Genomic DNA, 20,593 nt, shown 5'->3' on the forward strand with positions numbered 1-20,593 from the left:
CGATCCGGCCACGGGGGCGAAAAGGCCGTCAACCATGCGCGTGCTCGCGGTTCATCGAATGCCGTTTGTTAACCACGGCCAGCCATGCAACGACGACGAGCGCCACCATGTTCAGCCAGAAGGTGTAGTTCAGGCTGAAGTCGGTCACCCGGTCGCGGATGGACATGCTGCGGTCGGGCACGAGATCGAGGAGCGCGAACGCAGTCTCCATCACGAGCGCGGCGATCGCCATCGTCGCGAAGAAGATCGCACCCATGTACGCCGCCATGCGCCAGCCGAAATAGCGCCGGTAGATGTCGAGCAGCGGCAGGACGATGAGGTCGGCATAGAGGAAGGCGAGAACGCCGCCGAACGTCGCCCCGCCCGCCCACAGCACCGCGGCGAGCGGCACGTTGCCGATCGAGCAGACGAAGGTCAGCATCGCGACGACGGGGCCGATCACCGCGTTGAGCGGCGCCTGGACCTGCACGGGCGCGTCGGTGAAGAACAGCGCGCGCCATACGGCATCGGGGACGAACGCGGCTACGAAGCCGCCGATTAGAAACCCCGCAGCGAGATCCTTCCACAGCATCCGCCACTCCATCGCGAAGTTCTGCGCCACGGCGACGCGGGCACCGGGCGCGCGCAGCCGATCGCGCCACGTCTCGCCGTCGGCGGTCATGCTCTCGTGCTGATGCCCGCCGCCCATCTCCTCGTGATGGCGCGCTTCCTCGCAGAGCCAGCGCGGCAGCGTCAGCTTCACCAGCACGCTCATGACGGCAATGAGGACGAGCCCGCCGATCCACTCGGCGACCATGAACTGCCAGCCGAGCAGCAGATAGAGGATGATGCCGAGTTCGATGACGAGGTTGGTCGAGGCGAACAGGAAGGCGAGGCTGGCGACGAGGGCCGCGCCCTTCTTGAACAGCGTCCGCATGATCGCCGCCGACGCGTAGGAGCAGCTCGAGCTCGCGGCGCCGGCGAGCGTTGCAAGCGCGATCTGCCGCACGCCGCCGCGGCCCATCGCGCGCTGCATCTGCCCGCCGGGCACGATCGCCTGGAGGAGCGAGGAGATGCAGAAGCCGAGCACCAGGCTCCAGCCGGTCTGCCAGAACATACCCGCCGCCATCAGCAGCGCGTCGCCGACCTTATCGATCACTCGGAGGTCTCCTCCTGCGCCTTCGCGGCGGGGGGCGAATCGCCCACCGGCCAGCCCTCGCGCTGGCGGGTGCGGTCGCCGTCGGTCGCCTCGGTCTGGTCGTGGAACAGGATCTGCGTCGTCGGGTAGGGCAGGTCGATGCCGTGCTCGCGCGCGGTGCGCCAGATGGCGAGGATGATCCGCGCCTTCAGATGCACCATGTCGCTCCGCTTGGACTTGGTCCACCAGCGCGCCCTGAGCGTCACCGAACTCGCGTCGAGGCCCCAGGGCAGCGCCTCGGGCGCCGGGTCCTGCTCGACCCCGTCGATGCCGCGGATCGCGTCGGCGAACAGCGCGGCGGCGGCCGAGGGATCGTCGCCGTAACCGATGCCGATATCGTAGCTGTCGCGCCGCGTGGGGAAGGCGGTGTTGACCGTCACCGGCGAGGTGTAGATGTCCGAGTTGGGGATGATGACGCGGCGCCCGTCATAGGTCTTGATGAGCGTCGCGCGGCTCTGGATGTGCTCCACCGTGCCCTCGAAATCCTTGACCGCGATCTGGTCGCCGCGCCGGAACGGCCGGTTGATGAGCAGCAGGATGCCGGCAAGCAGGTTCTGCAGGATGTCCTTGAATGCGAATCCGATCGCGACCGAGCCGATGCCGAGCGAGGAAATGATCGTGGCGGGCTTCACGCTCGGGAAGACAATGACGCTGGCGATCAGCACCGCGGCGATCATGATCGCGCCGAACGCGATCGAACCCAGAACGCTGCCGAGATCGCCGTGATCGCGCCGCCCGAACAGCCGGCGGATGCCGCGTGCCGCGAAGTGTGCCGCCGCCCAAGCGACGAGCAGGAAGACGATGCCGCCGAGAATGTTGGGCAGCTGGAGGAAGAAGCCGTTCACGGTGTCGTGCAGCTTGGCGACAATGAGGTCGAGCGGGTTGCGGATCGGTGGCGGCGTCACGGGCTTCATGAGATGCGAACAGGCCGGCCTGTGCACTGGTTCCGATCCGCCCCGGCACCACTATCCGGCGACGACGATCCCAACGAACGCGGCGAGGGCGACGAGCACCAGGAAACCGTTGACCGCCATCAGCAATGCCTCTGGCAACCGCCGAACGCGGGGCGTCGGCGGGCGGACGCTCGGCGCGATTTCGCGCCAGACCGCGGCGACGAAGCAGAAGGCGGCGAACAGCGCCAGCATGGCACCGGCGCTCCTGCTCAACCAGGATGCGACCACGTCCTCCAGCAACGCGCGCGCGCCGACGCCGGCGGCGAGCGCCGCGAGCCCGGTTCGCACCCAGGCGGCATAGGTCCGCTCGGCGGCGAGAATGGTGCGGTCGGCCGCGAGTTCCGTCCGCCGGTCGGCGCTGTCCACCTGCTCGACCGCGCTGGTCTTCAGGACGGCGGCCGATTGCTCGATCTTCTCGTGCGTCTTTGCCGCGGCGTCGCTGTCGTCCATGCGGCGCTGAACGAGCGGGCGGGGATCGTGTGCCATCGAGACGGCGACGGTCACGAGGGAACGAGCATGGCGCTGGCGCGATCGTCGGCGGCCCGCCTATGCTCACCGTCCGCCTCACGACGATCGGACCATCCGCTTGACCACGCCGCAGATTCTCTCCTTCTCGATCATCGGCGTGACGATGCTGTTCTTCGCCTGGGGACGGTTCCGCTACGATGTCGTGTCGCTCGTCGCACTGATGGTGGCGGTCGCGCTGGGGCTGGTGCCGATCAAGCAGGCCTTTACCGGGCTGACCAGCGATGTCGTGGTCATCATCGCCGCCGCACTCGTCATCAGTGCCGCGATAGCGCGGTCGGGCGTCGTCGACGGGCTGGTCGCGCCGGTGCTGAAGCGGATCGGGCGGCTGTCGCTCCGCGTGCCGTTCTTCGTCGCGGCGACCGGCGCGCTGTCGCTCGTCACCAAGAATGTCGGGGCGCTGACCATCCTGCTGCCCTCGGCGATCCGCGCCGGCCGCGAGAAGGACGGCGCGACCTCCGCAATTCTGATGCCGATGGCGTTCATCTCGCTCGTCGCCGGGCTGTCGACGCTGGTCGGCACCTCGACCAACATCATCGTCAGCCAGGTGCGCGAGGAGTTGATGGGCAAGCCCTATCGCATGTTCGATTTCGCGCCGGTCGGGCTATCGCTGACGCTCGTGGCGTTCCTCTATCTCAGCGTCGCATGGCGCATTCTGCCGCGCGATCGGCAGGGTCGCGAGGAGCTTGGCGAGGCGAATGCCGATACCTTCTTCTCGACCGAGGCGACGGTCGCGGCCGAGCTGTCCGACAAACTCACGTCGGTCGGCGACCTCGACCTGTCGAAGCACGGGGTCATGGCGGTGGGCCGGATCGATGGCGACGGCCGGCGCGTCGACATCACCGACGACCATCCGCTCGAACCGGGCGACGTGCTGGTGCTGGAGGGCACCGACGGCGCGCTCGCCGCCGCCTTCGACCGGTTGCCGCTCGAACAGGCGCGGGCGGACGAGGAGGTCGAGACCGAGGGCAAGAGCGAGGAGGTGCGCACGATCGAGGCGGTGGTGCAGCCCGACTCCGACCTCATCGGCGGCAACGCGCGACGCGCGCGATTGCAGGAACGCTACGGCGTCAAGCTGCTCGGCATCAGCCGGCAGGACCGGAGCGTCACCGAGCGGCTGCGCGACGTGACGATCAAGGCGGGCGACGTCCTGCTGATCCGCGCCGGCGAGAGCGCGTTGCCGGAGTTCCTGCGCTCGCTCTCGCTACTGCCGCTGGCCGAGCGCGAGGTGAAGCTGGGTAACCCGCGCCGGGCGTTCGCGACGATTGCGATCCTGATCGTCGCCATTCTGCTGATCGCGTTCGACGTGGTGCCGGTGGTCGCGGGCTTCTTCGGCGCGGCGCTGCTGATGGTGGTGATCGGCGCGCTGCCGATGCGCGAGGCGTACGGCGCGCTGGAGCCGGGCGTGCTGGTGCTGATCGGGGCGCTCACGCCGATCAGCGAGGCGGTGCAGCGGACCGGCGGCACCGATTACGTCGCGCACCTCCTCGCGCCGCTGTTGCAGGGGCATGCGCCGATGATCGCGCTCGGCGCGCTGATGCTGGCGGCGATGGTGATCGCGCCCTTCCTCCACAATGCACCGACCGTGCTCGTCCTGGGGCCGATCGCGGCGATGGTGGCCAAGCAGATCGGGCTCAATCCCGATCCCTTCCTGATGGCGGTTGCGACGGGCGCGGGCTGCGATTTCCTGACGCCCGTGGGGCACCAGTGCAACACGCTGGTGATGGGGCCGGGCGGCTACAAGTTCAGCGACTATTCGCGGCTCGGACTACCGCTGTCGATCATGGTGATCGTGCTCGGCGTGCCGCTGATCGCCTTCTTCTGGCCGCTCCAGGGCGGATAATCCGGCGTTTAGAAGGGTGACGATGTTTTTCGTGATCGCCCGCGACGGAAAGCCGCTCACACGTCGTTCAACGTCCATCGCCGCCAGCCAGCGGCGGAAACGAAGGAGCGATCCGATCATGAAGAACCTTCTTTTGGCAGCGGCAGCCTTGGGCGCGACGATCGTCGCCGCTGCGCCGGCAGAGGCGCGGCAAGGGTGCGGCGCCGGTTTTCACCGCGGCTATTACGGCCGGTGCATCCCCAATCGCGGCGCGCGCTACGTTCGTCGCGGCCCCGTCGTCGGGGTCTACTATCCAGGCCGCGGCTACTGGCACGGCAACCGCTACTGGGGCCATCGCTATCGGTGGCACGGCGGCTGGCGCTATCGCTGAACAACGGGTCCGGGCGGCGGCTGCCGCCCGGAGTTGCTGGATAGGTTATGCGACGGGAGTACCAACCTGTTCGCAGTTGACGGGAATGACGTCGTGATGGCGACTAGAGCTCCTCAGTGTATGGCACTCGCCGGCTTGTTCCTGCTGCTCCCGGCGATGGCGTGCGGGCAGACGAGGCAGCCGCCGCAACAGGCGAATGCTCGGCTTTCACGGCCGACGACGGATATGACGCTTCAGGACTTCACCGCCCGTCACGAGCGGCGGATACTGGCGGCCGACACCGATGGTGACGGCAAGGTGAGCCGGGCCGAGTTCCTAGCGTCGGCGACGTCGGGCAAGGGTGATCCCGCCCGCCGCTTCGGCAGGTTCGACCGGAATGGCGACGGCCTGATCGACCGGCAGGAGATCGCCGCGATCATGGCGCGCCGGTTCGAGCGACGTGATACCGATGGCGACGGCAGGCTGACGTCGGCCGAACGGACCGCGGCACGGGCCGCCGAGAAGCACGGTGACGCGGAATCGTGACCTAACGACGGATGACGATGGCGACGGGAAAGTGCAGGCTTGAGCGGACACGACCCGGATGCCGGTCTGGTCGAACGGATCGGACGCGGCGATGCGGCCGCGACGCGGCTGCTCGTCACCGCGAAGCTGCCGCGCGTCCTGGGCCTGGCCACGCGGATGCTCCACGATCCCGCCGCGGCCGAGGACGTGGCGCAGGAGGCGTTCGTCCGGGTCTGGCGGAGTGCGGGCAAGTGGCAGCCGGGGCGTGCCCGGTTCGACACGTGGCTTCACACAGTCGTGCTCAACCTCTGCCGCGACCGGCTGCGTCGCCGGCGCGAGGTGGCGAGCGATGCGGTACCCGAGACGGCGGACCCGACGCCCGACGCGGAAAGGATGCTGCTGGAGACGGAACGCGGCAGGCAGGTCGCGGCGGCGATTGCCGCGCTGCCCGAGCGCCAGCGCGACGCGATCCTGCTGGTCCACTATCAGGATCTGTCGGGCGCCGAGGCGGCCGGGGCATTGGATATCAGCGTCGAGGCGCTGGAATCGCTCCTCGCCAGGGGGCGACGGGCATTGCGAATGCGGCTGGCATCGCCGCAGGAAGGCGAGACACATGACTGAACCGCTCGGCCTCGATCGCTTCCGTGCGCTGGCGGATGCCTATGGCGGTGTCGTTGCCCGGTGGCCGGAAAGTTGCCGCGACGAAGCCGTTCGTCTCGGCAGGATGCCCGAGGGCGAGGCGATCCTCGCGCGGGCCTCCGTTCTCGACATGACGCTCGACGAGTGGACGGTCGCGGCGCCCTCGACGACGCTGTCGGCGCACATCGAGGCGCGCGGGTCGATCGCCGTCGTAAGCATGCGATCACGGTTGCGGTGGTGGTGGTCGGGCATGGGGATCGCCGCGACGCTGGCTGGCGCGGTGGCCGGCACCGCGGCCGTCGCGATGGTCGCGCCTGCCGACGTCGTCGCCAGCAGCACGTCCTTCGGCGACATCGCCGGAACGGATGGCTAGACAATGTCTCGGCTCCGCATCGCGCTGATCGCCTCGGTGATCCTCAACCTGTTCCTCGCCGCCGCACTCGTCGCGGGCTATACGTCGCTGCGCACCGGCAAGCGGATGCTGAACGCAGGCTCGCTCCGCATCGCCGGCGCCGAATTGCCCGCGAGCGAGCGTCGCCCGTTCCGGCAGGCGCTGCGCCAGACCCGGTGGGCGATGCGTCCCACGATCGATATCTCGCGGACCGCCAAGGTCGAGGCCGCAGAACTTCTGCGGCAGGACGCCGTCGACCAAACCGCAGTCCTCGTCGCGCTCGATCGCGCCCGGTCGGCGGACATGGCGGTGCGCGCGGCGGTGGAGCGGCGGGCGGTGGCCTTCGCGGCGGGCCTGCCGGCCGATGATCGTGCCAGGCTCGCCGGGGCGATGGAGCGCCGCGCCGGGAGGAGTGCGCCGAGCGGAGAATAGGCGCGCGACGGAAACGCGTTGGCGGGCCGTTTAAGGGAGAACACGTCAAGCGAGGAACGATCGTGCCCGTCCAGCCCACCCGGCTGTCGCCAGCCGCCATCGCGCTCAACCGGTTCGGCCTCGGTGCGCGACCCGGCGACCCGCCGCCTGCCGATCCGCCGCGCTCAATCGTCGAGCAGTTCGATCGGTTCGATGGGCGTCCCGCCCGCTTCGCCGCGCTTGCCGATGCGGGCGCGATCGTCGCGCGCTATCGCGAGCAGCAGCGGGACAGTCGGCAGATGACGGCGGGGCAGGCGGCGACCGACGCCAAGGCCGCGCTGAAGGCGGGCCGGCAGGATTTTCGACAGGATGTCCAGGCGCTCTACGCCGAGGGGGTGCGCGCCCGCGCTGACGCCGCGCTTGCTACCGAGGCGCCGTTCGTCGAGCGGATGGTGCATTTCTGGTCGAACCACTTCTGCGTGTCGGCCGACAATCCTCGGGTCACCGCCTTCGCCGCCGCCTTCGAGCGCGACGCGATCAGGCCGCACGTCCTCGGCCGCTTCTCCGACATGCTGCTCGCGGTCGAGCGGCATCCGGCGATGCTGATCTACCTCAATCAGGTCCAGTCGATCGGACCCGACAGCCCCGCCGCGGCCCGCAACCTGGCCCGCAAGCGCGGGCTCAACGAGAATCTGGCGCGCGAGATTATGGAACTGCACACGCTGGGCGTCAGGTCCGGCTACACGCAGGCCGATGTGACCGAGTTCGCCCGCGCGCTGACCGGCTGGTCGATCGGCGGGCTCGGCGGCGCGGCACAGGGTGATCCGAACCGCTTCGTCTTCCGACCGGCGCAGCACGAACCCGGCGCGAGGACCATTCTCGGGCGGCGCTATGCGGACGGCGGCGAGGCGCAGGCGAACGCCGCCCTCGCCGACTTTGCACGGGCGCCTGCCACCGCGACCCACGTCGCCACCAAGATCGCGCGTCATTTCGCGGGCGACGAGCCATCGCCGGCGCTGGTCGGCCGCCTGGCGGCGAGCTTCACCGTGAGCGACGGTGACCTGCCGACGCTCTACCGTACGCTGATCGCCTCGCCCGAAGCCTGGGCGCCGACCCCGACGAAGTTCAAGACGCCGTGGGAGTGGACGATCTCCGCACTGCGCGGGACCGGCAGACGGACCGTCGGCGCCATGCAGATCGCGGCGCTGCAGACGCAGCTCGGCCAGCGGGTCTGGAAACCGGGCGCGCCGGCCGGGTGGGACGATGTCGCAGCGAGCTGGACGGGCTCCGACGCGCTGCTCCGCCGGGTCGAGATCGCACAGCGGCTGGCGGCGCCTTTGGGCGAGACAGTCGACGCCCGTACCATCGCCCCCAAGATCATGCCGGCATCGCTCGCCCCCGCCACCGCGGAACAGATCGCTCGCGCCGAGAGCCCCGCCGGCGCCATCGCGCTGATGCTGGTTTCGCCCGATTTCCTGAGGAGATGATCCGATGATCGCCCGCCGCCAGTTCCTGTCCACCGCCGCGTTGGGGGCGGGAGCGCTGTTCGTGGCGCCCGGCCTCGCGCTCGCGACGGTGCCGACCGATCGCCGCTTCGTCTTCATCATCCAGCGCGGCGCGGCCGATGGGCTCGACATCGTTCGCCCGACGGGCGACCCTGCGTTCGCGGCGCTCCGCGGATCGCTGATCGGCGACGCCGCGGTCGCCACCAGGCTGGACGCCATGTTCACCCTGCATCCGGCGCTCGGCGAGATCGGCAAGATGTATGGACAAGGGCAGGCCTTGTTCGTCCATGCCGTCGCGTCGCCCTATCGCGACCGGTCGCATTTCGACGGGCAGAACGTCCTCGAGACGGGCGGCGCCCAGCCCTATGCAGTGCGCGACGGCTGGATGAACCGGCTGGTCGCGATGCTGCCCCGATCGACCGAAGAGGCGATCGCGATCGCGCCGACGGTGCCGACCGCCCTGCGCGGTCCGATCCAGGTCGCCTCGTTCGCTCCGTCGGCGCTGCCGCAGGCGGCCGACGACCTGATGGCGCGGGTGACCGCGCTCTACGATGCCGACCCCCAGCTCCACGCGCCATGGGCGGCGGCGCTGGAAACCAAGGGGCTGGCCGGCGATCTCGGCGCCCGACAGGACCCCGCCAGCCTCGGCCGGCTCACCGCCGGCTTCCTCACCAAGCCCAACGGGCCACGGATCGCGATGCTGGAGACGCTAGGCTGGGATACGCACAGCGGGCAACAGGGGCGGCTCGCCAATCAACTGAAGAACCTCGACGCGCTCGTCGCCGCGCTTCGGGACGGACTCGGATCGGCATGGACGGCGACCACGGTGCTGGTCGCGACCGAGTTCGGGCGGACCGCGGCGGTGAACGGCACCGGCGGCACCGATCACGGCACGGGATCTGTCGCGATGCTGCTAGGTGGAGCAGTCAGGGGCGGCCGCGTCGTCGCCGACTGGCCGGGTCTTGCCCCGGCCAGCCTGTACGACCAGCGCGATCTGCGCCCGACCAGTGCGCTGGATGCCGTCATCGCCGGCGCGGTGGCCGAGAGCCTTGCCCTTGACCCACAGCGCGTCGGCCGCAGCCTGTTCGCGCAGGCGACCACCGAACGGCCGATCACCGGATTGCTGCGTACATAGGAGGCGATCGACTAATGTCTGCACTTGAGAGGTTCGGAAGCACGCGACTGGCAGTAATTTAGTCTGCACTTTCCGTCGCAGCGGCAGAGATCGCTATCGTTCCCCGAACAGCTCGCGCTGCGCTTTCTCCAGCTCCTCGGCGTAGCGGCGGCGGACATGGGTCTCGGATAACAGGCCGAGGACATGGCGCTGCGGATCGAGCACCGCCAGCTCGTCGGCACCCGATGCGTCGAACCGCTGCATTACCGCCACGATGTCCTGATCGGGCGCGAGCGCCGCATCCCTATCGCCTGCGAGCGTTGCGACGCAGGCGTCGGCGTCGATCCCTTCGGCATAGGCGCTCGCGGTCTGGACGATGCCGGCGTAGCGATCATCGCGGTCGACCAGCACGACCCGGCTGGTGGCGCCGAGCGGCACGCGGCGGCGGAATTCTGCGACGGTCATGTCGGTGTGGGTCGCGTGCGTCTCGCGACGCATCATCCGCCCGGCGGTGAGGCCGCGCGTCCAGCCGATGTCGCGCGCGCTTTTGATCGTCTCGCCGCGCAGATGGAGCCGCCAGGTCGAGAAGGAATAGCCGAACAGTTCGCGCACGATCGTCGAGGCGACCAGCGCCGCCGCCAGCACCGCGCCGGTCAGGGCGAAGTCGTGCGTCGCCTCCAGCACCAGCATCGCCATCGTAAACGGCCCGCCGATCACCGCTACCGCCAGCGCCGCCATGCCGACCATCGCGGCATTCGTCGCATCGACGACCGGGTGCCCGATGGCGAGTGCGACACCGCCGGCGAACAGATGCCCGACGAGCGTCCCAAGGAACAGCGAGGCGAAGAACAGCCCCCCGCGAAAGCCGAAGCCGAGCGAGACGATCGCGGCCGCGCTCTTGGTGAGGATTATGGTGGCGATGAGCCCGAGCGACACGCCGGCCATCAGATCCATGTGCAGCGCTCCGTGCCCGGCCGACAGCGCCTGCGGCGACAGCGCGGCGAGCGGGATCAGCAGCGCGCCGCCGATCGCCGGCCGCGACCAGCCGGGCAGCTTGAGCCGCCGCGTCACCATCTCGACCAGCGCCACCGACCGCATCAGCACGATGCCGATCAGCGCGCAGATCGCCGCGAGGCCGGCATAGATCAGATAGTGATGCGTCTCGATCGCCCGCCCCGCGGTCTCGCTGACGATATAGGGCTGGGCACCGAACAGAGACGAGACGAAGGTCGCTGTCAGTGCCGCGGCGGTAACCGGGGCGATCGCGGCGGGAGTATAGGCGCCGATCACGATCTCGAACGCGTAGAAGGTACCGGTCAGCGGTGCGCCGAACGCGGCCGCAATGGCGGCGCCCGCACCGGCGCCGACCAGCGTGCGCAGGTCACCGCGCCGCAGCGACAGCGCGCGGCCGAGCAGGGACGCAACGGCGCCGCCGATCTGGGCATAGGCCGCCTCGAGCCCGACCGACGCGCCGAATCCGTTCGACAGCATCGTCTGGCCGGCAATGACCAGGCTATCGACCATCGACATGCGCCCGCCGTGGAGGGCGTTCGCCTCGACCGCGTCGACCAGCTGCCGCTGCCGTGCGCGCGTCGCCAGCGAGAACAGCGCGAGCACGCCGCCGCCGACCGGCAGCACCGCGAGCGTCGGCCAGCCGAGCGAGGGCAGCGAGCTCAGCCGCAGCGTCGGCGGCAACGCGAAGAGCAGGTGCTGGAGCGTTCGCGCGATGCTGCCGATCAGGACGCTGCCCAGCCCGGCAGCGGCGCCGATCGCGACCGCGACGAGAATAAAGGCCGCCTCGCTCACCCGCAGCCGGCGGCACAGCCACACCCAGCCGGTCGACAGGAAGCGGGACGGCGTGGCGATACCACCAGACCGGAATGTCGATGCCTTGCTCATCCGCGACGGGATTAGCCGGTTCGCCGTAAACCGCCATGGTTTCAGAGCGTGGCATCGTGATCCCCCTTTGCGAAGGGCGACCCTTTTCCGTCCGGTGGACTTCACGGAACGGGCTGACAGGTGGCACGGCGCCATGGTGTCGTGCGTTGCGCCTCCGAAGGAGTAAATGATGACACCTCTCGCCCGCGCCGAGCAGAACCTGATTGTCCGCGGCGCCGATCCGCTCAACGCCGAGGCGAAACCGGCCCGGCTGATGGCGAACTTCCTGACCTCTCAGGCGGATTTCTACGTTCGGAGCCACGGGCCGCTGCCCGATCTCGGGAACGAACACGCTGTCGTCGTGGATGGCCTCGTCGATACGCCGCTGCGTCTCACGCTCGCATCGCTTCGCGACCAGTTCGTCGAACGCAGCGTCGTCTCGGTGATGCAATGCGCGGGCAACCGCCGTGCCGAGTTCCAGCCTGTCAGGCCCACCAAGGGCGATCCCTGGAACATCGGCGCGATTGGCAATGCCGAGTGGACCGGCGTCGCGCTGGCCGATGTGCTCGCCGGAGCCGGGGTGCGGCAAGAGGCGCGGCATGTGGCGTTCACGGCCGCCGACCAGGTGGAGGTCGAGGGCGAGACGGCCCCTTATGGTGCGTCGATCCCGCTCGACAAGGCGCTGGAGCCGGACGTGTTGATCGTCTGGGCGATGAACGGCGACATGCTGCGGCCCGAGCATGGCGCGCCGCTGCGGATGGTGGTGCCGGGCTATGCCGGGGTGCGCAGTCCCAAGTGGCTCACTCGAATCGAGCTTCGCGCGACCGCTTCCGAGGCACCGATCCAGGCGAAGGACTATAAATTGTTTCCGGCCAGCGTGACCGCAGACGAGGCGGACTGGGAGCAGGGCATCACGATCAACGAGATGCCGCTCAACGCTGCCATCTGCGAACCACAGGACGGCGGCGAGGTCCCGGCAGGTCGCCGGATGATCCGAGGGTACGCCGTTGCCTCCGGCCGGGGCATCGGCCGGGTGGAGGTGTCAGTGGACGGGGGCGACTGGTTGCAGGCCAGAGTGCACCGCGAAGAGAACGCGCCCCGCGCCTGGACGCAATGGCAGGTGGAGGCGGAACTCCTGCCCGGTCGCCACCGGCTGACCGTTCGCGCGATTGACGAGGCCGGCCAGGGCCAGCCCGAGCGACCGGACGATCTGTGGAACTTCGCCGGCTATCTCTCGACCGCCTGGCACCGGGTGACCGTAACTGCGGCGTGATGACGCGCATCGACAGCATTCTCTGCGATAAGGAAGCCACCACGGCCGACATCGTCGCGTTGCCCGCCGGGATCGGGTCCGCGGCGAGAGATCATGGCCTCGTCCATCTCACCTATTTCTGGCGGCACTGGCGATGGCTGGACCTCACCGATCCGCGCCGCTTCACCGAGCTGGTCCAGTGGCGCAAGCTTTACGACCGCGATCACCGCCTGCCGCAGCTGATCGACAAGGTCGCGGTCAAGATCTTCGTATGCGAACGGATCGGTCCCGCCTGGATCACGCCGACGCTGTGGCAGGCAAGACGCTGCCGGATAATCCGGCGTGGCCCACGCCGTTTGTCGTCAAGTCGCGTCACGGATGCAACCAGCGGCTTTTCGTCCGGACGGCGCGATCGGACTGGGAAGCGATCCGACGGATTTCCTCACGATGGCTTGATCGGCCCTATGGCGGGTGGCTGGCGGAATGGGGCTATCGTGACGTGCCGCGCGGTCTGCTGGCTGAACCCTTCGTCGGCTCTGGCGAGCGCTGCCGATCGATTACAAGCTCTACGTATTCGGCGGTCGTGTGGCCGCCATACAGGTCCACCTCGATCGCGAGCACGATCATCGCTGGGTGCTGCTCGATCGCTCTTGGCGCGTCCTATCCCGCCGCGCTGAGGCGCCGCCAAGACCCCGCGCGCTCGAGGCGATGATCGAGGCCGCGGAGGTGCTCGGGGCCGAGTTCGACTTCGTCAGGATCGACCTCTACGATGCCATTCCGCACCCACGTTTCGGTGAGATGACCTTCTATCCGGGATCAGGCCTCGACCCTTTCGATAGCGAGGGGGTGGACCAGTGGCTGGGCGAACTCTGGCGCCTCGTCAAATCCACACACGCTGGCGCGGACTACCGACCGTTGGACCTGCGGGTCCATCGGCCGACATCCTCGATCGTCGCTTGGTTCGGCCGATATCCCTGATGATTGGCGCAAGCAGGCCAGACACTACGACCGCGTTGATCTCGCCGCCAACCTGACTGAGACAGGTGTTTAAGCAACTTCCGCTTTAGCTAAGCAAAAGTGTAGATACTTGCTAGATACGTCCCAACGACTGACAGTTTATATTGAAATAAATTTAAATACAGAAAACTCGTCTATGTTCTTGGTCCATCATGCCATTTGCAATCTATATCGTTGCGCCAGCATCCCTGCAACTCACCGCCAATCCAAAAGAGATGCACTATCACTTTTTCGAGTATATTTTAGCTAGCACCTTCGCAAGCTCATCAAGAGAATACGGCTTGTGCAGCAATTCAAAATCCAGGTTGTCCTGCGTGGCTAAGACGCTACTGTATCCGCTTGTTAGCACGACGGGAAGGTGCGGGAGTCGGGTTCTAATCTCCTGTCCCAGTTCTATCCCCGACATCCCCGGCATCACGACGTCGGAGAACACGAGATCAAATCCGGCGCCGTCGTTTCCCAACTCCACCAAAGCACTGGCAGCATCCACCGCGAGACGGGTTTTAAAGCCGAGTTCCGCCAGCGCCTCGGTCGCGAACGAGCCAACCTCGCTGTTATCCTCCACAACAAGAATGCAGGCCCCTGCAGCAAGCGGCACGGTACCTTCGCCCCGCAGATGGGGCAGGCTTTGCTCTCCACCGGTGGCTGTTGGCAGATAAAGGGTGAACGTCGATCCCTTACCGACCTCGCTTCGAACGAGCACATCGCCGCTGGACTGTTTGGCAAAGCCGAACACCTGGCTCAGGCCTAAGCCGGTTCCATGGCCAATGCCCTTAGTGGTGAAGAATGGCTCGAAGATGCGATCGACCTGATCCGAAGCGATCCCTGAGCCGGTATCCTTGATCGAGACGGCTATGAATTGGCCCGGAACGGGAGGGTGGGTCCGGGTCGCTGGAATACCGCGGGTTTCACGAACGCCAACTGTGAGTGCGCCTTCGCCGTCCATCGCATCCCGCGCATTGACGGCCATGTTGACGATGGCCGTATCGAACTGGCTGCGATCGGCGTTCACCAGGAGCGGACCGTCTGCCATCTCGACCGTGATGGCGATCCGGGTGCCGGTAAGCGTGCCGAGCATGTCGCGAATGCCGACGATGCTGGCACCGACGTCAAAGACTTCGGCTCTCAGCGCCTGTCGCCTCGCGAATGACAGCAGCTGACTTGTCAGCCGCGTGGCGCGATCGGCGGTGTCAGCAATAGCATCGATGTAGCGTGTCCGCTTCTCGTCTGGAAGCAGGGGCCGGCGGAGAAGATCGACCGATCCCCGGATGACCGTCAGCAGATTGTTGAAGTCGTGGGCGACGCCTCCCGTGAGCTGCCCAACCGCCTCGACCTTCTGGCTTTGCCGCAGCTGTTCCTCGGCCTTGATGAGAGCTGCATCGCGTTGCTTCTGTTCCGTCACATCGCGGGCCACGCAATATAACAGACCGCCCGCTGGCACGGCAGACCACGACAGGTCACGATAGTCGCCGGCTCTAGTACGGAACCTGTTTTCGAAGAACATCGTCGAGTGGCCGGCCGCAAGCTGCTTGACCTCCGTGCGGGTCTTCGCGTCGTCGTCAGGATGTTCGATCCACTCGGACGTCTTCCCGATGAACGCGTCTTCCGGCCAGCCGAGGATCTCCGACCAAGCGGGATTGACGCTCAGCCAGACGCCTTCGTCATTAGCTACGCCGAGCATGTCGCGGCTTACCTGCCAGACCCTGTCACGCTCCTGAGTGCGTTCCTCGACCTGTTCTTGCAGCGTATCGGCAAATGCCTTGAGCTGTTGCTCCGCGCGACGCCGTTCGATCGCGGTGCGCGTTCGTTCAGCGACCTCGCGCATGAAAGCGATCTCATCGTCATCCCATTCGCGCACGCGATCGGAGGTGACGCAGAATATGGCCGCAAGATTTCCCATCTCGACAACCGGTGCATTGATCAGCGAACACACGCCGGCTGCCTCGAACGCTTCGGAATGGTCCGCGGTTCGCGGATCTGAACGGACATCACCGATCGCTACAAGCCGGTTCGCCAACAGGTCGTCTATGTACGAGCCATAGTTGCGCATCGGATGTTCGCCCGCAATTTGATAAGCTGGATCGCTTACCCAATCACGATCAATGACGAGTGTCTCGCCGGCGGCATCGATCCTGCCAAATCCCGTCGCGCTGACATCGAGCGTCTTCCCGACGATACCAGCCGCAACCGCTGACATCGCCGCAAGATCATCCATGTTGCGCAGGGTGTCGGTCAGGTCGAAAAGCGCGCTGCGGCGCTTTTCGACGCTCCACATTCTACCATCTTGGAGCCGCTGCTCGCTGATGTCGCTGAAAGTGCAAATGGCGCCTTGAAGTGTACCATCCTGAATGACCGGGGTTGCCCAATATTCAACCCACACAGGCTCGCCATTGACGGGAAAGAACTGCTCTTCCCTGACATGTGCCGCTGTGCCTTCGCTGGCGGCAAGATAGATGGGGCATTGCGCTGCGAGGTAGACCGAGCCATCGGGATGCGAATGGTGGATGAGGTTGTGAAGTTTGTGCCCGATGACGTCTTCCTCGCGTTCGAACCCCATCATGCGTAGAAAGGCGCTGTTGCAGTTGGTCGTCACCCCGTCGCGATCAACAGCATAAAACCCTTCGTTGATGGTATCGAGCAGCAGTCGCAAATTTGCTTCGCTCTTGTGCAGCGTCGCGTTGACCCTGCGGAGATGCTCCTCGCTGGCCTTGATCTGGGCATCGTTTTCTCGCTGCTGACTGACGTCGCTGAAAAGAATGGCTACCTTTCGCTCGCCTGGGTCGCCAACGCGGTAGGCGAAGACTTCGTACCAGCGGCTATTGAGCGCCTGAGCCGGAAGCGCGAACCGTGCCGACTCTCCGGTCAGAGCTACCTTGCCATAAAGGTCGAACCAATATTGCTCGTGATCCGGTGCCAGATCGCGCATCCATTTGCCCGCGGCATCCACCAGCCCCGTCTGACGGGTGAACGCCGGGTTGACCTCCAGAAAGCGGTAATCGACCGGTTTGGCCGTATCGTCACAGCGTACCTCGATAATGCAAAAACCCTCATCGATCGTGTCGTACAGCGTGCGGTAGCGATCCTCGCTCTCCGATAGCGCAACGGCGGCTTTGCGCTGTTCCGTTCGATCGCGAAGGATCTTTACAAACCCTTCTATGTCGCCGCCTGCGCTTCGAAGCGGCATCATTTCGCCAAGCGCCCAGAATCGTGAGCCGTCCGCCTTCATGTGCCAGCGCTCGTCGAGGCCGCGTCCGTGGCGAACGGCGGCACGCATCTCCGCTGCCGGTATGGCCGCTTCTGCATCTTCGGGCGTAAAGAACAGTGCGACAGACTGGCCAACCGCATGCTCGGTCGACCAGCCCATGATATTGCGAGCGCCCGCATTCCACGAGGTTATCAGGCCTTTGGTATCAAGTCCGACGATCGCGTAGTCGACGGCGCTCTCGATGATGAGCCGGGCCTGACGATCGGTCAGGTTTTCCGGGCCTGCAGCTCCGGGCAGAGGGGCGGTGATCATTGTGCTTCATGCGCTCCGCAGCTCTCCGCAGCAATCGCAACGTAGCATCTAGCGCTACAAACCTTTCAATCGCCGTCCATTTTTTCACAAGAAGGAGTCGGACAGCGCGCACGAGCTGTCATTCCCTCGAGCCTCTCAACGCCAGGATGAATGGATGACGGAAGCTGGGGGCCCCGAATTTGGCGCTGAGTGACCGAGTTTGCGTCCTCTCAGCGGTTGAACGCCCGGTTGCAACGTAGTCGGTTTCGGTCGCCTACCGTGCGAACCGCATGCTCGAAACGCGCCGCTAGGGAAGGTCGTGCCTTTCCCGTTCTCCGTCTTCACCCGGCAATTTCGGGAAAATGCAATCGGGAACAGGATTTGGGAAAGCTGACCCTGCAGGCGTCCGTTAGCTCGATCGGCGCCGCTGATTTACCATCACTGGTTCCTATACAGGAAAGTCGTAACTCAGCCTAATAGGTCGGCAATTGGTCGAGAGCACTTTCGACGGCCGCCACAACTTCAGCACCAACTCGCATGATGGGCAGCGGCGGATCACCGACAGGAATGGAGAGCCGGTCGGCAACGGCGTAAATTATTCGCAGACTGCCATGCACTTTAAACAACGCCCATAGGGGCGCGAATGCCGCGTCAATCGCCGCCACCTCACCAGCATCGCCATCCTGCGCTGCGCGTGTCAATCGTAGCGACGGCTCGGGCAACAGACCCGCAACGACGCTGTACCAGGCATCGCCACCCGCCAGTAGCGACGGAGCGCTGCCCCAATCGCCGCTGTAGCCGATCGCAAATTCCTCAGGCGCCGAAGCGCGGAGCCGCGCCAGCTCGCCGGCATAGTCGTCGTCCTCTGGCAGTGGCATCTTGATCCCCGCGATTCCAGGCATCGCCGCCAGCTCGCAGATCAAGGCTTCGGAGAAGCTGAAATTGGTCGTGCCGGGATTGTTGTAGATGCACAGTGGCAGCGCCGTGGCACCTGCAACCGCGCTATAATGCGCTAGAACTTCGTGTTCGGTCAGGGTGGCATAGGACATGGGCGCGAACAGCAGGCCCGACGCACCAGCCCGCTCCGCATCGCCGGCAAGCTCGATTGCCCAGCTCGTTCGCAACGCGCCGATACCGACGACCAGCGGCACCCGCCCGCCGGTCGCCTCCACCGCCGCGGCCACAGCCCGGCCGCGCTGAACGCGATCGAGGTAAGCGTAGATGCCAGTGCTGCCGAGCAGCCCGATCGAGTCCACACCGGCCGCCACCAGGCGGTCGACCAGCACGCCGATGCCCGTGGTGTTGACGATCCCATTGGCATCGGCCGGAGTAAGCGGGAAAGCCGACAGGCCGGTGAAGAGCTTGGACATGAGCAAGATTTCCGGTTCAGCGGGCGGTGATAAGCTTCAGCCCGGCGGTCGCGAACACGACGGCGAGCGTCCCTTCGATCCAACGGCGCGCGCGTGCGTAGCCGCGCACCATCGGCTCAGCGGAGAACAGCAGCGCATAGCCGCAGAACAGGATGATGCCGAGCGCGACGCAGCCGAGGAACGCGGCAGCGACCCGTCCGGTCGAAGCGTGCGCGCCGACGCCGAGCGTCATGATCGCCAGCCACGACAATACCGATTTCGGATTGCCGAGGTGCATCAATACACCGCGACGATAGAGCGCGCCTGTGCTCGGGCGCTCACGCACTGCCGGTAGGGCTGCATCATCGCCGCGCATCGCTGAGCGTGCCGACTTGAAGGCAAGCCACAGCAGATAGATGCCACCTGCCACCTTGAGGATGACCAACGCCTGAGCATAGCGCGTGAGCAGCGCGGACAGGCCCGTCGCGGCGACCAGGCCCCAGACGAACGACATGGTGATGACACCGGCTGCCAGCGCCAGAGCAGGACGCCGCCCTTGGCCCATCGCGACGTTCATGATTGCCATTGTGCTGGGGCCGGGGCTCCCCGCCGCGATCACATAGGCCACATAGACCAGCAGCAGCTCTTTCATCGCCTGTCCCCTACGGTGTCGCAAGCTTCATCATGACGATCCCGCCCAGGATCAACAACGCGGCGACAAGCCGCATCGGGTTGGCGGGTTCGCCGAAGACCAGAATGCCGACTGCAAAAGCGCCGACCGCACCGATTCCGGTCCAGATCATGTAGGCAGTGCCAAGCGGGAGCGAACGCATCGACCAGGACAGGAGCGCGAGGCTCAGCACGACTCCGAACACCGCGACCACGCTGGGCCATGGCCTTGTGAAACCGTGCGATTGCTTCATCGCATAGGCCCATACGACCTCGAACAATCCACCGACGACAAGCACGACCCACGCCACAGCAGCCTCCATATCAAAGCGAGCTGCCGGGCCGTCCCGGTCTTGATGCTCCATAGGTGGAGACGGGAACGTGGTCGCCGCTGCCGCCAACTACCGCTGCCTGACATTTTAGGGAATCTTGTTCGGCTTCATTTGATGAAGCATAGCTTCATCATGCTCGATTATGCCTCCATTGCCGCCGTGGCCGCTATCGTTCGCGAGGGCACGTTCGAGCGCGGAGCCGCCTCGCTCGGCATCACCCCGTCAGCCATATCGCAGCGCGTGCGTGGCCTTGAGGAGAGGCTTGGCGCGATCCTGATCGTGCGCGGTCAGCCCTGTCAGGCGACCGAGCTGGGCCGCACCCTTTGCGCCCACCTCGACCGCGTTCGCCTTCTCGAACACGACCTCGCGCCGTCGTTCGGTCGCGGCACACCGGTGGCCGATGCCCCGATAACGCTCCGCATTGCCGTCAACTCCGATAGTCTCCCGACATGGCTCCCGGCTGCCATTGCCGCGTTCGATCCCGGCCCCAACGTCACACTGGACCTGACGCTGGATGACGAGGCACGCACGGCCGACTGGCTGCGCGCCAACGAGGTGCTGGCGGCCGTTACCGACGACCCCGAGCCGGTTCAGGGCTGCAAGACGATTCCGCTTGGCGCGCTGCGCTACGCCGCCTGCGCGACACCGGCGTTCGTCGATCGCTACTTTGCCGATGGCGTGAACGCCGCGTCACTCGCGCGCGCGCCGCACATGCGGTTCGATCGGCACGACGCTATGCAGGAGCGTTGGGCGCGGGAGGCGCACGGCATCAACCTTGTCGGCCCTGTCCATTGGGTGCCGTCGACCCACGGCCTGCTCGACTTCATCCTCGCCGGCATCGGGTGGGGCATGAACCCGGTGCAGCTCGTCGAAGGGCATCTCGCGTCGGGGCGCCTTGTAGAGCTGCCGCCCGAGCATCGCCTAGATGTAACGCTGTATTGGACCGTCGCCCGGCTTCACGCCCTCACGCTGCGTCGTCTCACCACTGCTATACAGGAGGCAGCAGCCAAAGGGCTGGTGTGAAGCTAGGCTTAATCGCTGTTAGGCAGATGAGTTTCACTTATCGGACTTGGGGGACCAAATAGGCGTCGACCCGAAACGGGCCGCTACCCCGACCCGGAGCTATCATGTCCGCAAGTTTGTCCGCTCGCGCATCGCGCGCCCACCC

At 66.3% G+C, this 20,593-nt stretch carries 20 protein-coding genes; 12 read left to right on the forward strand and 8 right to left on the reverse strand.

The window, feature by feature from the left end; all coding sequences use genetic code 11:
* Window positions 1-28: 28 nt before the first annotated feature.
* From ABC319_RS02910 to ABC319_RS02920, 3 genes are read right to left on the reverse strand one after another with little or no spacing between them, the layout of a single operon-like run.
* The gene (locus ABC319_RS02910) at window positions 29-1,138 is read right to left on the reverse strand and encodes a permease (RefSeq protein WP_413068793.1); all 1,110 of its coding nucleotides are present in this window, start codon (window positions 1,136-1,138) and stop codon (window positions 29-31) included.
* Window positions 1,135-2,082, reverse strand: a complete 948-nt coding sequence (locus ABC319_RS02915) for a mechanosensitive ion channel family protein (protein ID WP_413068794.1) — start codon at window positions 2,080-2,082, stop codon at window positions 1,135-1,137. Before ABC319_RS02915 ends, ABC319_RS02910 begins: the two co-directional genes overlap by 4 nt.
* 60 nt (window positions 2,083-2,142) lie before the next feature.
* Window positions 2,143-2,634 (reverse strand): DUF202 domain-containing protein, encoded by a 492-nt coding sequence (locus tag ABC319_RS02920; protein ID WP_413068795.1) that lies wholly within the window; start codon window positions 2,632-2,634, stop codon window positions 2,143-2,145.
* A gap of 82 nt (window positions 2,635-2,716) precedes the next feature.
* Here ABC319_RS02920 and ABC319_RS02925 point away from each other — a divergent pair, with 82 nt between their 5' ends.
* From ABC319_RS02925 to ABC319_RS02960, 8 genes are all read left to right on the forward strand, one after another.
* Window positions 2,717-4,498 carry an SLC13 family permease gene (locus ABC319_RS02925; RefSeq protein WP_413068796.1) on the forward strand — a complete coding sequence of 594 codons (1,782 nt, stop codon included), beginning with the start codon at window positions 2,717-2,719 and terminating at the stop codon, window positions 4,496-4,498.
* 118 nt (window positions 4,499-4,616) lie between these two features.
* Complete coding sequence (locus ABC319_RS02930) at window positions 4,617-4,868, forward strand: GCG_CRPN prefix-to-repeats domain-containing protein (RefSeq protein WP_413068797.1); 252 nt, start codon at window positions 4,617-4,619, stop codon at window positions 4,866-4,868.
* 120 nt (window positions 4,869-4,988) lie between these two features.
* Window positions 4,989-5,393 carry an EF-hand domain-containing protein gene (locus tag ABC319_RS02935; RefSeq protein WP_413068798.1) on the forward strand — a complete coding sequence of 135 codons (405 nt, stop codon included), beginning with the start codon at window positions 4,989-4,991 and terminating at the stop codon, window positions 5,391-5,393.
* Between the two features lie 39 nt (window positions 5,394-5,432).
* Window positions 5,433-5,993 (forward strand): RNA polymerase sigma factor, encoded by a 561-nt coding sequence (locus ABC319_RS02940; protein ID WP_413068799.1) that lies wholly within the window; start codon window positions 5,433-5,435, stop codon window positions 5,991-5,993.
* Window positions 5,986-6,384 carry a hypothetical protein gene (locus tag ABC319_RS02945; RefSeq protein WP_413068800.1) on the forward strand — a complete coding sequence of 133 codons (399 nt, stop codon included), beginning with the start codon at window positions 5,986-5,988 and terminating at the stop codon, window positions 6,382-6,384. The genes ABC319_RS02940 and ABC319_RS02945 overlap by 8 nt, the downstream gene beginning before the upstream one ends.
* A 3-nt stretch (window positions 6,385-6,387) precedes the next feature.
* The gene (locus ABC319_RS02950; protein WP_413068801.1) at window positions 6,388-6,834 is read left to right on the forward strand and encodes a periplasmic heavy metal sensor; all 447 of its coding nucleotides are present in this window, start codon (window positions 6,388-6,390) and stop codon (window positions 6,832-6,834) included.
* A 62-nt stretch (window positions 6,835-6,896) separates the two neighbouring features.
* Window positions 6,897-8,300 carry a DUF1800 domain-containing protein gene (locus ABC319_RS02955; protein ID WP_413068802.1) on the forward strand — a complete coding sequence of 468 codons (1,404 nt, stop codon included), beginning with the start codon at window positions 6,897-6,899 and terminating at the stop codon, window positions 8,298-8,300.
* Between the two features lie 4 nt (window positions 8,301-8,304).
* Entirely contained in the window at window positions 8,305-9,453 is a 1,149-nt protein-coding gene (locus ABC319_RS02960) for a DUF1501 domain-containing protein (RefSeq protein ID WP_413068803.1), read from the forward strand.
* A 93-nt stretch (window positions 9,454-9,546) separates the two neighbouring features.
* Here the strand turns inward: ABC319_RS02960 and ABC319_RS02965 are convergent, their stop codons facing one another.
* On the reverse strand, window positions 9,547-11,331 hold the full coding sequence (locus ABC319_RS02965; protein ID WP_413068804.1) for a chloride channel protein: 1,785 nt from the start codon (window positions 11,329-11,331) through the stop codon (window positions 9,547-9,549).
* 169 nt (window positions 11,332-11,500) lie between these two features.
* On the opposite strand from ABC319_RS02965, the gene ABC319_RS02970 reads away from it, so the two are divergent.
* The 3 genes from ABC319_RS02970 to ABC319_RS02980 are packed head-to-tail and all read left to right on the forward strand — an operon-like array spanning window position 11,501 to window position 13,540.
* Window positions 11,501-12,583 (forward strand): sulfite oxidase, encoded by a 1,083-nt coding sequence (locus ABC319_RS02970; protein WP_413068805.1) that lies wholly within the window; start codon window positions 11,501-11,503, stop codon window positions 12,581-12,583.
* On the forward strand, window positions 12,583-13,239 hold the full coding sequence (locus ABC319_RS02975; protein ID WP_413071762.1) for a hypothetical protein: 657 nt from the start codon (window positions 12,583-12,585) through the stop codon (window positions 13,237-13,239). The genes ABC319_RS02970 and ABC319_RS02975 overlap by 1 nt, the downstream gene beginning before the upstream one ends.
* Window positions 13,148-13,540, forward strand: coding sequence for an ATP-grasp fold amidoligase family protein (locus ABC319_RS02980; RefSeq protein ID WP_413068806.1), 393 nt, complete (start codon window positions 13,148-13,150; stop codon window positions 13,538-13,540). Before ABC319_RS02975 ends, ABC319_RS02980 begins: the two co-directional genes overlap by 92 nt.
* 262 nt (window positions 13,541-13,802) lie before the next feature.
* On the opposite strand, the gene ABC319_RS02985 is transcribed toward ABC319_RS02980, so the two are convergent.
* From ABC319_RS02985 to ABC319_RS03000, 4 genes are all read right to left on the reverse strand, one after another.
* Window positions 13,803-17,096 carry a PAS domain S-box protein gene (locus tag ABC319_RS02985; RefSeq protein ID WP_413068807.1) on the reverse strand — a complete coding sequence of 1,098 codons (3,294 nt, stop codon included), beginning with the start codon at window positions 17,094-17,096 and terminating at the stop codon, window positions 13,803-13,805.
* Window positions 17,097-17,548: 452 nt separating this feature from the next.
* Window positions 17,549-18,445 carry a dihydrodipicolinate synthase family protein gene (locus tag ABC319_RS02990; protein ID WP_413068808.1) on the reverse strand — a complete coding sequence of 299 codons (897 nt, stop codon included), beginning with the start codon at window positions 18,443-18,445 and terminating at the stop codon, window positions 17,549-17,551.
* 16 nt (window positions 18,446-18,461) lie between these two features.
* Complete coding sequence (locus tag ABC319_RS02995) at window positions 18,462-19,076, reverse strand: LysE family translocator (protein WP_413068809.1); 615 nt, start codon at window positions 19,074-19,076, stop codon at window positions 18,462-18,464.
* A 10-nt stretch (window positions 19,077-19,086) separates the two neighbouring features.
* Window positions 19,087-19,404, reverse strand: coding sequence for a DMT family transporter (locus ABC319_RS03000; RefSeq protein WP_413068810.1), 318 nt, complete (start codon window positions 19,402-19,404; stop codon window positions 19,087-19,089).
* A 135-nt stretch (window positions 19,405-19,539) separates the two neighbouring features.
* On the opposite strand from ABC319_RS03000, the gene ABC319_RS03005 reads away from it, so the two are divergent.
* Complete coding sequence (locus ABC319_RS03005; RefSeq protein WP_413068811.1) at window positions 19,540-20,448, forward strand: LysR family transcriptional regulator ArgP; 909 nt, start codon at window positions 19,540-19,542, stop codon at window positions 20,446-20,448.
* Window positions 20,449-20,593 lie beyond the last annotated feature (145 nt).

It is taken from the genome of Sphingomonas phoenicis (assembly GCF_047238005.1).
GTDB lineage: Bacteria > Pseudomonadota > Alphaproteobacteria > Sphingomonadales > Sphingomonadaceae > Sphingomonas.